At 67.5% G+C, this 14,957-nt stretch carries 13 protein-coding genes; 7 read left to right on the top strand and 6 right to left on the bottom strand.

The features are described 5' to 3' along the window. Window positions 1-42: 42 nt before the first annotated feature. Together BOQ54_RS01585 and BOQ54_RS01580 are read right to left on the bottom strand one after the other, a co-directional pair. Window positions 43-3,213, bottom strand: a complete 3,171-nt coding sequence (locus BOQ54_RS01585; RefSeq protein WP_071923118.1) for an efflux RND transporter permease subunit — start codon at window positions 3,211-3,213, stop codon at window positions 43-45. A 63-nt stretch (window positions 3,214-3,276) separates the two neighbouring features. Then, a complete protein-coding gene (locus tag BOQ54_RS01580; RefSeq protein WP_055459624.1) occupies window positions 3,277-4,461 on the bottom strand; it encodes an efflux RND transporter periplasmic adaptor subunit in 1,185 nt (394 codons plus the stop codon). Window positions 4,462-4,671: 210 nt separating this feature from the next. On the opposite strand from BOQ54_RS01580, the gene BOQ54_RS01575 reads away from it, so the two are divergent. Both BOQ54_RS01575 and BOQ54_RS01570 read left to right on the top strand, forming a co-directional pair. Then, window positions 4,672-5,595 (top strand): 2-dehydro-3-deoxygalactonokinase, encoded by a 924-nt coding sequence (locus tag BOQ54_RS01575; protein ID WP_063186586.1) that lies wholly within the window; start codon window positions 4,672-4,674, stop codon window positions 5,593-5,595. 53 nt (window positions 5,596-5,648) lie between these two features. After that, window positions 5,649-5,885, top strand: a complete 237-nt coding sequence (locus BOQ54_RS01570; protein WP_053193522.1) for an Lrp/AsnC ligand binding domain-containing protein — start codon at window positions 5,649-5,651, stop codon at window positions 5,883-5,885. 2 nt (window positions 5,886-5,887) lie between these two features. Here BOQ54_RS01570 and BOQ54_RS01565 read toward each other — a convergent pair whose 3' ends face one another. From BOQ54_RS01565 to BOQ54_RS01550, 4 genes are all read right to left on the bottom strand, one after another. Continuing rightward, on the bottom strand, window positions 5,888-6,316 hold the full coding sequence (locus tag BOQ54_RS01565) for a hypothetical protein (RefSeq protein WP_071923117.1): 429 nt from the start codon (window positions 6,314-6,316) through the stop codon (window positions 5,888-5,890). A 95-nt stretch (window positions 6,317-6,411) separates the two neighbouring features. Continuing rightward, window positions 6,412-7,896, bottom strand: a complete 1,485-nt coding sequence (locus BOQ54_RS01560; RefSeq protein WP_071923116.1) for a mannitol dehydrogenase family protein — start codon at window positions 7,894-7,896, stop codon at window positions 6,412-6,414. Next, a complete protein-coding gene (gene uxaC / locus BOQ54_RS01555) occupies window positions 7,893-9,314 on the bottom strand; it encodes a glucuronate isomerase (RefSeq protein ID WP_071923115.1) in 1,422 nt (473 codons plus the stop codon). Before uxaC ends, BOQ54_RS01560 begins: the two co-directional genes overlap by 4 nt. Before the next feature lie 229 nt (window positions 9,315-9,543). Continuing rightward, window positions 9,544-10,215: a GntR family transcriptional regulator gene (locus tag BOQ54_RS01550; RefSeq protein WP_055459665.1), complete on the bottom strand. Its 672-nt coding sequence runs from the start codon at window positions 10,213-10,215 to the stop codon at window positions 9,544-9,546. A 310-nt stretch (window positions 10,216-10,525) separates the two neighbouring features. On the opposite strand from BOQ54_RS01550, the gene BOQ54_RS01545 reads away from it, so the two are divergent. The 5 genes from BOQ54_RS01545 (at window position 10,526) to BOQ54_RS01525 (ending at window position 14,946) form a co-directional block, all read left to right on the top strand. Beyond that, on the top strand, window positions 10,526-11,524 hold the full coding sequence (locus BOQ54_RS01545) for a sialic acid TRAP transporter substrate-binding protein SiaP (protein ID WP_055459619.1): 999 nt from the start codon (window positions 10,526-10,528) through the stop codon (window positions 11,522-11,524). Between the two features lie 113 nt (window positions 11,525-11,637). Beyond that, window positions 11,638-12,135 (top strand): TRAP transporter small permease, encoded by a 498-nt coding sequence (locus BOQ54_RS01540; RefSeq protein ID WP_019402755.1) that lies wholly within the window; start codon window positions 11,638-11,640, stop codon window positions 12,133-12,135. Then, window positions 12,132-13,427, top strand: coding sequence for a TRAP transporter large permease (locus BOQ54_RS01535; RefSeq protein WP_055459618.1), 1,296 nt, complete (start codon window positions 12,132-12,134; stop codon window positions 13,425-13,427). The genes BOQ54_RS01540 and BOQ54_RS01535 overlap by 4 nt, the downstream gene beginning before the upstream one ends. Before the next feature lie 11 nt (window positions 13,428-13,438). Continuing rightward, entirely contained in the window at window positions 13,439-14,473 is a 1,035-nt protein-coding gene (locus BOQ54_RS01530) for an aldo/keto reductase (RefSeq protein ID WP_063186580.1), read from the top strand. 23 nt (window positions 14,474-14,496) lie between these two features. Further along, the gene (locus tag BOQ54_RS01525) at window positions 14,497-14,946 is read left to right on the top strand and encodes an RbsD/FucU family protein (RefSeq protein WP_071923114.1); all 450 of its coding nucleotides are present in this window, start codon (window positions 14,497-14,499) and stop codon (window positions 14,944-14,946) included. Window positions 14,947-14,957 lie beyond the last annotated feature (11 nt).

The raw sequence follows: 14,957 nt of genomic DNA, 5'->3' as shown, positions 1-14,957 counted from the left end.
CCGCCCCGCGTCATCCACATGCGAAAGCCCTGAGGCCGTGTGTCAGGCGGCCGCCGGCGGCTCCGCGGCCGTTTCCGCTTCGGGTGCCTTGCGGGTCCACCATTCCTCGAGGCGTTGCAGCACCGTGAAGAAGGACGGGACGAAGAGCACGGCGAGGCAGGTCGAGGCCAGCATGCCGCTGAAGACAGCGATGCCGATCGACTTGCGGCCGTTGGCCCCGGCGCCCTCGGCGAGCACCAGCGGCACGACGCCGAGGATGAAGGCGAAGGAGGTCATCAGGATGGGCCGGAAGCGCCGGCGCGCCGCCTCTACCGCGGCATCCACGATCGCCATGCCCTCGGCCCGCTGCTCACGCGCGTATTCGACGATGAGGATGGCGTTCTTGCTCGACAGCGCGATGAGGAGGATGAGGCCGATCTGTGTGTAGAGATTGTTGGCGACGCCGAGGGCGGTGAGCGCGCCGACCGTGCCGAGCAGCGCCAGCGGCACGGCCAGGATCACCGACAGCGGCTGGATCCAGCTCTCGTACTGGCCGGCGAGCACGAAATAGACGAGCACGACGGCGAGGCCGAACACGAAGAAGATCTGGTTGCCCACGATCTTCTCCTGGAAGGACATGCCGGTCCATTCGTGGCCCAGGCCCGCCGGGAGGGTATGGGCGGAGATCTGCTCCATGAGCTGCATCACCTGCCCCGAACTGAAGGCGGGCGCCGGCATGCCGGTGATGGTCGCCGCCGGGTAGAGGTTGTAGAGCGAGACGATCGACGGCCCCTCCATGGGCGTGACGTCGACGAGCGTGCCGAGCGGCACCATCTCGCCGGTCTGGGTTCTGATCTTCAGCCCCTTGATCGTGTCGACCGTCTGGCGGAAGGAGCCCTCGGCCTGGGCATAGACCTGGAAGACCTGGCCGAAGCGGTTGAACTGCCCGACGTAGGTGGAGCCGATATAGCTCTCCAGCGCCTCGAACACCTGACCCACGGTGACGCCGAGCGTCTCGGCCTTGGTGCGGTTCACGCCGATATGGAACTGGGGCACCCTGGCGCGGAAGCTGGTGAAGGCATTGCTGACCGCCGACTGGGAGTTTGCCTTGGCGACGATCTCGTCGGTTGCGTTCTGCAGCTTGTCGAGATCGCCGCTGCCGTCCCTTAACTGGACGACGAAGCTGAAGCCGCCGGCATTGCCGATGCCCTGGATCGGCGGTGGCGGTATGACCATGGTGCGCGCATCGAGGATGTTATCCTCGAGGACGCGCGTCAGCGCCCGATAGAGGCCGAGCAGGCCCTGCGCCGGATCCGCCTCGCGCAGTGACCAATCCTTCAGCACCACGTAGACGGCGCCGGCGCTGGGCAGCGAGGCATTGTTGTCGAGGATCGAGATGCCGCTGATGGTGAAGACCTGGTCGACCCCGGGCACCTGCGAAACGACCTTCTGCACGTCGTCCAGCACCCTGTCGGTGCGCTCCAGCGAGGCGCCGTCGGGCAGCTGCACGTTGACCATCATGTAGCCCTGGTCCTCGAGCGGGATGAAGGCCGTGGGCACGCGCGACATGCCCCAGAAGGCAAGGCCGATGAGGCCGAGCGCCACGACCACCATCACGTAGCTCGCCTTCACCATGTGGTGGATGAGGCCGGCATACCAGCGCTCGCAGGCGTCATAAACGCGGTTGAAGCCGCGGTAGATGAAATTGCGCTTCTCCGGCGGCGTCGGCGGGCGCAACCAAAGGGCGCACTGCGTCGGCTTCAGCGTCATGGCGTTGACGGCGCTGATGAGGGCAGTGGCGGCGATGACGAGCGCGAACTGCTGGTACATCTGCCCGGTCAGGCCCGGCATGAAGGCGGCCGGCAGGAAGACCGACATGAGCACGAGCGTGATGCCGATCACCGGCCCCGTCAGCTCGTTCATGGCCTTCACCGCCGCCTCGCGGCCGGACAGGCCGCGCGACATGTGGTGGGCCACGCCCTCGACGATGACGATGGCGTCGTCGACGACGATGCCGATGGCTAGCACAATGGCGAAGAGTGTCGAGATGTTGACCGTGAAGCCGAGCGCCGCCATGGCCGCGAAGGCGCCGATGATGGTGACGGGCACCGTCGTCGCCGGCACGAGCATTGCCCGCCAGTCCTGCAAGAAGAGCATGATGACGAGGAGCACAAGGATGCCGGCCTCGATCAGCGTCTTGTAGACCTCGCTGATGGAGGCCTCGACGAAGGTCGTCGTATCGAAGGGTACGGAATAGGCAAGGCCGGGCGGGAAGCGCTGCGCCAGTTCGTCCATCTTGGCCCGCACCGCCGCGGCCACCTCGAGGGCATTTGCCTCGGGCAACTGGAAGATGCCGATGCCCGCCGCCGGCGCCCCCTGCAGGGAGAAGGCGTAGCTGTAGGTCTGGGCGCCGAGCTCGACGCGGCCCACGTCCCTGACGCGCGTGATGCGGCCGCCGTTCGCGCCGTCGACCTTGACGACGATGTTCTCGAAGTCCTCCGCCCTCTCGAAGCGGCCGGTGACGTTGAGCGTGTACTGGAAGTTCTGGCCCTGCGGCGTCGGGGGCATGCCAACGACGCCGGCCGCGACCTCCTGGCTCTGCTGCTGCACGGCCGAGATGACGTCGCTCGGCGTCAGGCTGAAGGCCTGCAGCCTGTCCGGGTCCAGCCACAGGCGCATGGCATATTCGCCCGCGCCGTAGATGCTGACGCTGCCGACGCCCGGCACGCGGGCGAGCTCGTTTTGCAGGTTGATGACGCCGTAATTGGCGAGGAAGAGGCTGTCGTAGCGCTTGTCGGGCGAGGTGAGCGCCACGAACATCAGCACGGCCGTCGACTTCTTCTGGACGTTGACGCCCTGCACCTGCACCGATTGCGGCAGCTGCGCGAGCGCGGCCGACACGCGGTTCTGCACCAGGATCTGCGCGAAGTCGGGGTCGGTGCCGATGGCGAAGGTGACGGTGAGATTGTAGGAGCCGTCGCTGCCGCTCGTCGATTGCATGTAGATCATGCCCTCGACGCCGTTCACCTGCTGCTCGATGGGCAGGGCGATGGTCTCCATCACCGTCTGGGCGCTGGCGCCGGGAAAGCGCGCCGTCACGGAGACGGTGGGAGGCGTGACGTTGGGATATTGCGAGACCGGCAGGCGCAGCAGGGCCACGGCGCCGATGAGGACCGTGACGAGCGCGATGACGTTCGACAGGACCGGCCGCTCGATGAAGAAGCGCGAAAACATGGGGTGCTGCCTCTGCGTTCGGGGACGGGCGCGCCGGCACGGGCGCCATGGGTTGGCGCGGGTTCAGGGCCTAGCGGCGGTAGAGCGCTTGCCGGCCATCTCGGTTGCCTCGGGCGCCACCTTGTTGCCCGGCACGGCCCGCTGGATGCCCGACACGACGACACGCTCGCCAGCCTCGAGGCCGCTCTCGACGACCCTGAGGCCATTGTCCTGCAAGGCGCCGGCGGTGATCGTGCGCTGCTCGACCACCTCGTCGTCGCCGACGACCAAGACGTAGCTGCCGAGTTGGCTCGATCCGATGGCGGTATCGGCGACGAGCAGCGCCTTGTCGATCTGCCGCATGGGGACGCGCACGCGCACGAACAGGCCCGGCAGAAGGGCGAAGTCCTTGTTCTCGAACAGGCCGCGCACCATCAGCGTGCCGGTGCCCGCATCGACCTGCGGCGCGATGTAGTCGATCACGCCCCTGTGCGGATAACCCGTCTCCGTCTGGAGGCCGATTTCCACCGGCACGTCCTTCAGCTCGCCAGGCTTGCGGCCCTCTGCCGCCAGCCCTTCCATGACGCGCAGCACCTGCTGCTCGTCGACGTTGAAGTAGACGTAGATCGGGTCCATCTGCACGATGGTTGCAAGCTTGGTCGGCCCGGCATAGCCGACGAGGGCACCGACATCGACGAGATGGTTGGTGACGATGCCGTCGAAGGGTGCCAGCACTTCCGTGTAGCCGAGGTTGATAGTGGCTAGCGCGACGTTCGCCTTGGCCGCCGCGACATCGGCCGTCGCCTGGTCGAGGTTGGTCTTGGCGTCCTCGACCCGCGCCTTGGAGGCGAAGTCCTGCTGGCCGAGCTGGGACTGGCGGTTGTACTCGTTCTGCGCGTTGAGCTGGCGGGCTATCGCGCCCTCGAGGTTCGCCTGCGCCTGGTCGAGCTGGGCCTGATAGGTGTCGCGCTGGATGGTGAAGAGGCGCTGCCCCTTCTTCACCGCCGTACCATCCTTGTAGTCGATGGCAGTCAGGAAGCCCTGCACCCGGGCCTCGAGATCGACCGCGTTGAAGGCCTGGGTGTTGCCCGTGAACGCCATGTAATTGGTCACCGCCTGCTCGACGGGCTTGGCCACCAGCACCTTGGGCGGCGGGGGCGGAACGTAGGTGTTTTCCTCGCTGCAGGCGGCGAGCCCCGCAGCAAACACGATGGCCGCCAGAACGCATCCGGCATGCCGGCGAATGCGACGGATCAACTTCGCGTCCATGACGTCCCCCCGAATACCGGCAACTGCCTGCGGGGCCGAAGCGAGGATCCGCCTGATTACCCTCGTCAGCGACAGTCGTGCTACGTCACTACAACACCAATGCAACGAACACGTTAACTGCCACCCCTCGGGCCGTCGAGCATATCGACGTTTGCCCGTGGACAGAGCGCGCACCTTCCGGCATGTAACCGCCGGTGGGGGGAAGAGAGAATGCAGGAAACTGTGCTCGTCGGTATCGACTGGGGGACGACCAACCTCAGGGCCTATGCCTTTGCGGCCGACGGCTCCCTGCGCGCCAAGACGGCGCGGCCGACCGGCATCACCCGCATGACTGTCCCGTATGGAGACCTCCTCGAGGAGCTTTGCGGCGAGTTCGGCGCCGGCGCGGATACGCCGGCCCTGCTCTGCGGCATGGTCGGCAGCCGCCAGGGCTGGATCGAGGCCCGCTACATCACGACCCCCTGCACGCTCGACGGCCTCGTTGACGGGCTGGTGAGCGCTCCACACGCGTCGCGCCGGGTCCTCGTCGTGCCCGGCCTCGATTCCCGGTCAGGCCGCGCGCCCGATGTCATGCGCGGGGAGGAGACCCAGCTGCTCGGCCTGATGGACGGCCTCGGTGATGCCGAGCGCCTTGTCTGCATGCCCGGCACCCATTGCAAATGGGTGCGGATCGCCGGCGGGCGCATCCTCGATTTCCGCTCATACATGACCGGCGAGGCCTTCGCCGCCTTGAAGGACCACACCATCCTCGGGCGCCAGATGAGCGCGGGCGCGGCGCACGACGCGGCGGCCTTCGAGACGGGAGTCGCCATGGCGCAGGAGGCCCGCCGTCGTGGGCCGGGCGCGCTGCTCAACCTCCTCTTTGGCGTGCGCACCCTGGGCCTGTTCGAACGCCTCAGCGCCGAGGCGGCGCCGAGCCTGATGTCGGGTCTCATGATTGGCGCCGAAATCGCCGATGCGCTCGGGCCCGAACCGCCGGCCGAGCCGGTCGTCGTCGTCGGCAGCGCCGGTCTCAGCGCGCGCTACCGCGACGCGGCGCGGGCCCTCGGCGTGCGCACGGCCATCGCTGATGAGGACATCGCCACACGAGGTCTGTGGGCAATCGCGCGGGCGGCAAAGCTGGCGAGCCGATAAACTTGGCCGCCACGGAGTTGATTCGCATGGGGCTCGGTGGCAGGAGTTGCGGGATGCAGACCTTCTTCGTCCAGATCAAGTGCAAGCTCGGCAAGACCTATGCGGTCGCCAGCGAGCTCGCCGACCGTGAGATCGCCTCGGAGATCTACTCGATCGCCGGCGACTACGACATCATCGCCAAGTTCCATGTCGACCGTGACGTCGACATCGGCCATTTCGTCGCCGAGAAGGTGCAGACCATCGACGACATCGCCGACACGCGCACCATCATCACCTTCAAGGCCTTCTGAAGTCAGGCCGCTGCCGCTGTTGCGCGCGAATCCATCGCGCCGAGCCGCGCCGCGATGACGGCGGCGAGATGCCGTTGCCGGCGCTGCGAGCAGCGATTCTGTGCTCGCACCACTGCCATTAGCTCGAGCGCGACCGCCGCATCGAGCTGGCGGATATGCTGCGCCGTCAGGCCGCTTTCGCGCATCAGCGCCACGAGCCGGCGGCTGACTGGCCGCTGTTCCTCCTCCGGCAGGTCCGCCAGAGAGATGATGATCAGCGCTCCGTGCAGGCGCACCAAGCTGTCGATATTCTGCGGATCCCGCGCCAGCCAGGCCCCGTAGGTGCTCCGCAACAGGTCGTAGATGACGGGGACGGCCCTCAGGATCGTGCGCAGTTCCCCGTCCCGCCCGGGAACGCGCAACTCGTCGTCGGACAGAGTCGGCAGCGACATCGGCGCACCCTCCTTCAAGACCCTGGAAGCGTGCGCCCCGATGGTTAACGAAAGGTTAAAGGCACGGCTGCGCAGCCGTGCCTGACGCTATTCGCTCATCCGTGCGCGAGGCTTGCGAGCGTGGCGCGGGCGCCGTCCCGGTAGAGTCCGACCAAGGCCTCGCCGACTGCGGTAACGAAGCGCGGCTCGGCCGGCAGATCGGTGCCGAACACCGCCTCGACCCCGGCGATCGCCTTGGCGAGCGCGGCGGGGTCGCCGCCCGCGGACCGCGCGATGGCGGCGAGATCCTGCGCCAGCGGGTCGCGCACGTCGATGGCGTCGCCCTTCTCGTCCGTGCCGGTGACGTAGCGCATCCAGGCCGCTACGGCGAGAGCGTGACGGGCAATGTCGGAGCCGGCGGCGAGCCGGTCGCGGATCGTGCCGAGCAGGCGCTGCGGCAGCTTCTGCGAGCCATCCATGGCAATCTGCCAGGTGCGATGCTTGAGCGCCGGATTGCGGAAACGCTCGCGCAGGGAACGCTTGTAGGCCTCGACATCGGCACCGGGCGGGATCGTCAGCGTCGCCGTCGTGTCGTCCATAAGTGCGGCGACATAGGAAGCGAGGTTCGCGTCCGCCATGGCCTCGGACACGGTCTGGTAGCCGGCAAGATAGCCGAGATAGGCGATGGCCGAGTGGCTGCCGTTGAGCAGGCGCAGCTTCATGGCCTCATAGGGCGCGACGTCCGTGACGAGCGTCGCCCCCACCGTCTCCCAGGCGGGGCGGCCGGAGGGGAAATGGTCCTCGATCACCCATTGGGTGAAGGGCTCGGTCATCACCGGCCAGGCATCGGCGAGGCCAAGGCGCGCCGCCACGGCGGCCCGATCCTCGTCGGTCGTGGCCGGCACGATGCGGTCAACCATGCTGTCCGGGCAGGCGATCTTGTCGCGCACGTAAGCGCCGAGATCGGGCGAGACGAGCTCCGCGAAACGGGTGAGGATGCGATGCAGTGTCCGGCCGTTCGACGGCAGATTGTCGCATGAGAGCACGGTGAAGGGCGCAAGGCCGAGGCTGCGGCGGCGGGCGATGGCCGCGGCGAGGAAGCCGATGGCGGAGCGCGGCCGGTTGAGGTTGGCGAGGTCGTGCACCACGTCGGGGTGCTTCTCGTCGAGCCGCCCGGTCGCCGGATCGTGGCAATAGCCCTTCTCCGTCACCGTGAGGGTGACGACCTTCACGTCCGGATGGCTCATGCGCTCGACGAGCGCCGCTGGATCCTCCGGCGCAACCACGACCTCGCGAATGGCGCCGATGACGGCGAGCTTCTCTCCCTCGCCCGAGCGCACGGCGAGGGTGTAGAGCCCGTCTTGAGCCTTGAGGGCATCGCGGGTGTCGGGGCTGCGCAGGCTGGCGCCGACGATGCCCCACCGGAGGTCGCCGCCGGCGATGACCGCATCCGTATAGACCGCCTGGTGGGCGCGGTGGAAGGCACCGATGCCGAGATGGACGATGCCGGTCTTCATCGCCTTGCGATCATAGGCCGGGCGGGCGACATCGGGCGGCAGGTCCGCGAGGCGCGCGGTGTTGAGGCGGGCCGTCTGCGTCACAGCTTGTAGGCCTCCTTGGCCAGGCGATAGGCGAGATCGTGGGCGAGCTCGTGCGCCTCGTCCTCGTCGAGGCGGTGGGTGACGACGAGCTCGGCGAGGAAGGCGCAGTCGACGCGACGCGCCACGTCGTGGCGGGCGGGGATCGACGGGAAGGCCCGCGTGTCGTCATTGAAGCCGACGGTGTTGTAGAAGCCGGCCGTCTCGGTGACGAGCTCGCGGTAGCGGCGCATGCCTTCGGGACTGTCGAAGAACCACCAGGCCGGGCCGAGCTTCAGGCACGGATAGTGCCCGGCGAGCGGCGCGAGCTCGCGCGAATAGGCGGTCTCGTCGAGCGTGAAGAGGATGATGGTGAGCTCGCGCTCGTTGCCGAAGCGGTCGAGCAGAGGCTTCAGCGCATGGACATAGTCGGTCGCGGCCGGGATGTCGGCACCCATGTCGCGGCCGAAGCGGGCGAAGAGCCCGGCGTTGTGGTTGCGCATCGAGCCGGGGTGGATCTGCATGACGAGCCCGTCCTCGAGGCTCATCGCCGCCATCTCGGTCAGCATCTGGGCGCGGAAGAGCTCCGCATCCTCGCTCGTGACGTTGCTGTGCATGATGCGGGTGTACAGCGCCTCGGCCTCGACGGGCGAGAGGTCCGCCGTGCGGGCGCTCGGATGACCGTGGTCGGTCGACGTGGCGCCCATCTCCTTGAAGAAGGCGCGGCGCTTGCGGTGGGCCTCGAGATAGCCGGCGAAGGTCGAGACGTCGCAGCCGGTGAGTTCCCCCAGGGCCTCCACATTGGCCTTGAAACCGTCGAACTCCGGGTCGACGACAGGATCGGGCCGGTAGGCCGTGATGACGCGCCCTTTCCAGCCGCTATCGCGGATGGCCTTGTGGTGGACGAGCGGATCGAGGGGGCTCTCCGTGGTGGCGATGACCTCGATGTTAAAGCGCTCGAAGAGGGCACGCGGGCGATAGGCGGGCTCGGCCAGCCGCTCGGCGATGCGGTCGTAATAGAGATCGGCCGTCTCGGCTGAGAGTCGCACGTCGAAATCGAACAGCGTGGCGAAGGCGTGGTCGAGCCACGTGCGCGTCGGCGTGCCGCGGAAGAGATGATAGCGCTCGGCAAAGCGCCGCCAGATCCTGCGCCCGTCGGTCTCGACCTCGGTGCCGTCCTTCGTCGCGATGCCGAGATCCTCGAGCCGCACGCCCTGGCTGTAGAGCATGCGGAAGATGTAGTGGTCGGGCACGACGAAGAGGCGGGCGGGATCCGGGAAGGGCTCGTTCCCGGCATACCAGCGCGGATCGGTATGCCCGTGCGGCGAGACGATCGGCAGGTCCTTCACATGGGCATAGAGCCGGCGCGCCACGGCGCGTGCGGACGGATCGGCGGGAAAGAGGCGGTCCTCGTGGACGAGCGGCAGGCGGCCCTCGCGCATCGGCACTTCCTTTCCTGATAACGGCTTCAAGCCTTTTGACGAAAAGCGCCGCGGTGGCGCCGCCGCGCGTCGCGCGGCGAACCCTAACCAGCGGAGCAGCCGGTGTGAACTGCTTTCTCGGCGCCGTTTGAATCGATTTGGAAATAGCGTGTGCAGCCCGTCTGGGCAAGTCGACCGAGCGCGCCGGGGAGGAGGCGGGCGGGCCGACGGCGCAACCGTCCTGTAGCCGTCAGCGCAGGCCGAGCGCCCGGTTGCGGGCGTTGTCGATATGGGCCGAGAGGGCGGCCACGGCTTGCTGCGGATCGCGCGTCTCCATGGCGGCGATGATGCCGAGATGCTCGCGCATGACCGGCGCGACGAGGCCGTCGATTCGCACCAGCTCCTGCCGAATGAGGCGGATCTTGATGGAGTTGACCCGGTAGGCCTTGGCGATGATCTCGTTGCCGAGCGCATCGATCAGCATGTCGTGGAAGCCCCAATCGACCGCCTGGCCTTCCGCCACGATCTCGGGCGTGTCGCCCTCGGCTTCCGCCCGCGCCAGCACGTCCTCGTGCTGGCGGCGCAAGGCGGCGAGCGTCTCGTCCGAGGCCGACTGCACGAACAGGTCCATGGCGCCGCGCTCCATGAAGAGGCGGAACTGGAAGGCGTCGCGGATGAGATTGAGGTCGAGATGGGCAACCTGCATGCCGCGCTGCGGCACCGTCTTGATGAGGCCCTCGGCCTCAAGGCGGGGGATGAGCTCGCGGATGGCGCCGAGCGGCAGGTCGGTCAGGGCCACGAGCTCGCGCTGGGAGATGAACTGGCCTGGCCGGACGTTGCGCGCGAGCAGGTGCTGCGTGAAGCTGTCATAGGCCTTTTCGCGCAGCTTGAGAGGGGCACCATCGTCCGCTGGCCGGTCCATCTCGTCCTCCTCAATGTCTTCGGCGTCGGGGCCGATGGCGCGCCCTGGCCTCGCGATCCCCATAAAGCCGGTGACGGCATCGGCCAAGGCCCTTCGGGCGCAGCGCCCCGGACAGGGCCCCAGGGACAGGCCGTCGGGCAGAAGCGCCACGCGTGCCGACGACCTGCACAGGCCCTCGACGGCTCTTTTTCTCGGCTGACATGTTAGCTAGTTGTTTTTTGTTTGCAAGCACTCCGCCGCTTCGGCAATATGCCGATGATCGCGCCTGAACGGGCGCTCAAACAAGCCGTTTTTCGGGAGGATCTACACTATGGCATTCTCGCTGAGCCGCCGGCTCGTCCTCGGCCTTGCCCTCTCTTCGGCGCTCGTCGCCGGTCCGGCGTTCGCCGCCAACCCGGTCAAGCTGCGCATCTCGACCCCCGCCGTCGATTCCGACTGGCATGCCAAGATGCTCCCCGTCTTCAAGGAGGAGCTCGAAAAGCGCGCGCCCGGCCAGTTCGACGTCGAGATCCATCTCAATGCCACGCTGTTCAAGCAGGGCACCGAGCCGGCCGCCATGCAGCGCGGCAATCTCGAGATGGCGATGATCTCGGCCTTCGACATCGCCAAGCAGATCCCCGAGTGGTCGATCTTCACCGCCGGCTATCTGATCCGCGATCCCGAGCACCAGCAGAAGGTCTTCGCGAGCGACATCGGCGAGGAGATGTACAAGCTCGTCGAGGACAAGATGGGCATCAAGGTGCTCGCCGTCGGCTATCTCGGCACGCGCCAGCTCAACCTGCGCATCGAAAAGGAGGTGAAGACCCCGGCCGATCTCGCAGGCGTCAAGCTGCGCATGCCGGGCTCCGACACCTGGCTGTTCCTCGGCAAGGCGCTCGGCGCCAACCCGCTGCCGCTCGCCTTCGGCGAGATCTACACGGCGCTGCAGACCGGCGCCATCGACGGCCAGGACAACCCGCTGCCGACCGTGCGGGCCGCGAAGTTCTACGAGGTGACCAAGCAGATCGTGCTCACCGACCACCTCGTCGATTCCATCTTCCTCTCGCTCGCCGGCGCGACCTGGAACAAGCTCGACGACAAGCAGAAGGAAGCCGTGCTGGAAGCCGCCCAGGCCGCCGTGGCCTTCAACAACGAGGGGCGCATCGGCGAGGAGAGGCAGCTCGCGGCCGATTTCGCGCAGCAGGGCCTCAAGGTCTACCGGCCCGACGTCGAGGCCTTCCGCAGCCACGTGCAGAAGGCCTATCTCGAATCCGAACTCTCCAAGGCTTGGCCGAAGGGCATGGTCGAACGCATCAACGCAGTGAAGTAGCAGAAAGCTGACCTGCACATCGCCTGTCAGCCCCTCCGCCCCTCCCCGTGCGGGGAGGGGACACCGACTGCCCCCAAAACAGACCCTGCGTACCGGAGGCACCCTTGTCCGTTGTGGTGAAACGGCTGCGTTTCCTGGCGACGATCGCGGCGGCGCTCGGCTTCATGGCCATGTTCGCCGCCTTCATCCTGCAGATCTTCACGCGCTACGTCCTCAACGACCCGACGGCCTGGACGCAGGAAGCGACGCTGATCTCATATGTCTGGGTGGTCTTCTGGTGCGCGGCCTTCCTGACGCGCGACAAGGACCAGATCACCTTCGACATGGTGGTGCTCGCAAGCCCGCGCCGCGTGCAGCGCTGGCTCGCCTTCGTCTGCGCGCTCGTGACGCTGGGCGCCTTCCTCGCCGCCCTGCCGGCGACGGTGGACTGGATCAGCTTCATGCGCATCGAGAAGACGCCGGTCCTCGGCCTGCGCTACGACATCCTCTATTCCATCTTCATCGTCTTCGTCGTCTGCGTCGTCATCCGCCAGGGCCTGCGCGTCGCGCGCCTCCTTTCGCGCCGCTGGGGCGAGGTGCTTGACGAACGTCCTTCCGGTTTCAGCGAATGAGCGCATCCTTCGTCTTCCTGCTCGCCGCCTTCTTCGGGCTGGCGGCCATCGGCATGCCCATCGCCTATGCCATGTTCGTGGCGGCGATCGGCTATCTCTTCGTCACCGGCAAGGACGTCGGCCTCTTCTCCGAGCAGATCCTCAACAACCTCGTCGACAGTTTCGTGCTGCTCGCCGTGCCGCTCTTCATCCTCGCCGCCAACCTGATGAATGCCGGCGGTGTCTCCGAGCGCATGCTGCTCTTCTGCCAGGCACTCGTCGGGCGCTTCCGCGGCGGGCTCGCCCACGTCAACGTGGTGGCCAGCATCATCTTCGCCGGCATGTCGGGCTCGGCCATCGCGGATGCGGCGGGCGTCGGCAAGCTCCTCACGGAGATGATGGTCAAGACGAAGCGCTATACGCCAGGCTTCGCGGCCGCGATCTCGGCCGCCTCCTCGACCATCGGGCCGATCATCCCGCCGTCGATCCCGATGGTGCTCTATGCGCTCGTCTCGGATACCTCGGTCGGCTATCTCTTCCTCGGCGGCATCATTCCCGGCCTCATCATGGCAGGCGCGCTGATGGCGGCCATCGCCTGGGTCGCGCGCAAGCGCGACTTCCCGCGCGACGACACCGTACCGATGCGTGAATTGCCCCGCGCCACGGTGCAGGCCTTCCCGGCGCTGATGCTGCCGGTCATCCTGCTCTATGGCATCTATGGCGGTGCCGCGACGCCAACGGAGGCGGCCTCGCTCGCGGCCCTTTACGCGCTCATGCTCGCCGGCCTCGTCTACCGGTCGCTGACGATGCGGGAGACCTTCCGGCTTTTTGCCGAATCGGCGCGCTCGACCACCGTCGTCGCGCTCATCATCGCCGGCGCCTTCATCTTCAACTACATCGTCGCGAGCGAGAACATCCCGCAGCTCGTCGCCGGCTGGATGCGCGGGGTGGACGTGCATCCGCTCGTCTTCCTGCTGCTCGTAAACCTGCTGTTCCTCGCGCTCGGCTGCCTGTTCGACGCGACGACCATGCTGCTCGTGCTGGTGCCGCTGTTCCTGCCGGCGGCACGGGAGATGGGCATCGACCTCGTGCATTTCGGCGTCGTCATCGTGGTCAACATCATGCTGGGGCTGGTCACGCCCCCCTATGGCGTGCTGTTGTTCGTGATGAACGGACTGACGGGCATCCCCCTGCGCGACATCATCCGCGAGATGTGGCTGTTCCTCTTCATTCTCCTGGCCGCGCTCCTCCTGATGATCCTCGTGCCGGAGACGGTGCTGTGGCTGCCACGCCAGTTCGGCTACACCGGTTAGGGAGGATCTCGATGAGCCTGGCGACACGTACGCTCGGACGCAGCAACCTCAAGGTCACGGTCCTCGGCTTCGGCACGGCGCCGCTCGGCGACCTCTATGCGAGGCTCGACGACGCCACCGCCATCGCCACCGTCGAGGCGGCTCTTGGAGCCGGCATCATGCTTCTCGACACCTCGCCGCATTACGGCAACGGCCTTGCCGAGCACCGCTGTGGCACGGCGCTCCGGCGCCACGAGCGCAGCGACGTCGTGCTCTCGACCAAGGTCGGGCGGGTGATGGATCCGCGCCAGCGGCCGGCGGCGCCGGCAAGGAGCGACGTGGTCTCGCCCGGCTTCGCCGGCGGCCTGCCGCACAAGGCCTCCTTCGACTACTCCTACGACGGCGCGATGCGCTCCTTCGAGCAGTCGCTGCTGCGTCTCGGCACCGACCGCATCGACGTGCTGCTCATCCACGACGTCGACGTCTGGACGCACGGCGCCGACGGCATCGAGGCCCGCTTCAAGGAGGCGATGGACGGCGCCTACCGGGCCCTCGCCGACCTGCGCGACCAGAAGGTGATCAAGGCCATCGGCGTCGGCATCAACGAGGCCGACATGTGCGAGCGCTTCGCCCGCGCCGGCGACTTCGACTGCATGCTGCTCGCAGGGCGCTATTCGCTCCTGGAGCAGCCGGCACTCGAGGGCTTCCTGCCGCTGGCGCAGGACAAGAACATCGGCGTCATGCTCGGCGGCGTGTTCAACTCCGGGATCCTCGCCACGGGCGCGGTGCCGGGCGCCCGCTACAACTACGCCCCCGCGCCCGATGCCGTCATGGACAAGGTGCGCCGCATCGAGGCCGTGTGCCGCGCCCATTCCGTCCCGCTGGCGCATGCGGCGCTGCACTTCGCCCTCGGTCATCCTGCGGTCGCGAGCGTCGTGCTCGGTGGCGTGACACCCGAGGAGGTGAGCCGCAACGTCGCCGCCTTCGCCGCCTCGCCACCAGCGGGGCTGTGGCGCGACCTCAAGAGCGAGGGCCTGCTCGCTCCCGACGCGCCGATCCCCGCCTGACCGCCCTTACCGGAGCCGACACGATGCTCAAGGGTCTCGACCCCGTTCTGACGCCCGACCTCCTGTGGGTTCTCGCCGCAATGGGCCACGGCGACGACCTCGCCCTCGTCGACGCCAATTTCCCGGCCGAGACGGTGGCGCGCCGCACCACCTCGGGCGAGCTCGTGCGCATCCCCGGTCTCACCATGGCGCGTGCAGCCGAAGCCGTGCTGTCGCTGCTGCCCATCGACAGCTTCGTCGACGATCCGGTGCGGCGCATGGAGGTGGCGGGCGATGCCGTCACGGTGCCGCCGATCCAGAGGGAGGTGCAGGCAGTGATCGACCGGGCGGCCGGCAAGGCGCTGCCGCTCGTCGGCATCGAACGTTATGCCTTCTACGAGGTGGCGAGTTCAGCCTTCGCCGTCGTGCAGGTGGGCGACATGCGCCCTTACGGCTGCTTCCTCATCCGCAAGGGCGTCGTGCTCGCGGCGTGAAACCGTCACAT

Origin of the sequence: Chelatococcus daeguensis, from assembly GCF_001887265.1 — a bacterium.
Taxonomy (GTDB): domain Bacteria; phylum Pseudomonadota; class Alphaproteobacteria; order Rhizobiales; family Beijerinckiaceae; genus Chelatococcus_A; species Chelatococcus_A sambhunathii.
Note: the sequence above shows the minus strand (reverse complement) of the source record. Positions and strands in the feature narration are given on the sequence as shown.

Coding starts and splice junctions, on each gene's coding strand:
- BOQ54_RS01585 (WP_071923118.1), bottom strand. CDS start 3,213: ATGTTTTCGCGCTTCTTCATCGAGCGGCCGGTCCTGTCGAACGTCATC.
- BOQ54_RS01530 (WP_063186580.1), top strand. CDS start 13,439: ATGAGCCTGGCGACACGTACGCTCGGACGCAGCAACCTCAAGGTCACG.
- BOQ54_RS01525 (WP_071923114.1), top strand. CDS start 14,497: ATGCTCAAGGGTCTCGACCCCGTTCTGACGCCCGACCTCCTGTGGGTT.
- uxaC (WP_071923115.1), bottom strand. CDS start 9,314: ATGCGCGAGGGCCGCCTGCCGCTCGTCCACGAGGACCGCCTCTTTCCC.
- BOQ54_RS01580 (WP_055459624.1), bottom strand. CDS start 4,461: ATGGACGCGAAGTTGATCCGTCGCATTCGCCGGCATGCCGGATGCGTT.
- BOQ54_RS01535 (WP_055459618.1), top strand. CDS start 12,132: ATGAGCGCATCCTTCGTCTTCCTGCTCGCCGCCTTCTTCGGGCTGGCG.
- BOQ54_RS01550 (WP_055459665.1), bottom strand. CDS start 10,215: ATGGACCGGCCAGCGGACGATGGTGCCCCTCTCAAGCTGCGCGAAAAG.
- BOQ54_RS01545 (WP_055459619.1), top strand. CDS start 10,526: ATGGCATTCTCGCTGAGCCGCCGGCTCGTCCTCGGCCTTGCCCTCTCT.
- BOQ54_RS01575 (WP_063186586.1), top strand. CDS start 4,672: ATGCAGGAAACTGTGCTCGTCGGTATCGACTGGGGGACGACCAACCTC.
- BOQ54_RS01570 (WP_053193522.1), top strand. CDS start 5,649: ATGCAGACCTTCTTCGTCCAGATCAAGTGCAAGCTCGGCAAGACCTAT.
- BOQ54_RS01565 (WP_071923117.1), bottom strand. CDS start 6,316: ATGTCGCTGCCGACTCTGTCCGACGACGAGTTGCGCGTTCCCGGGCGG.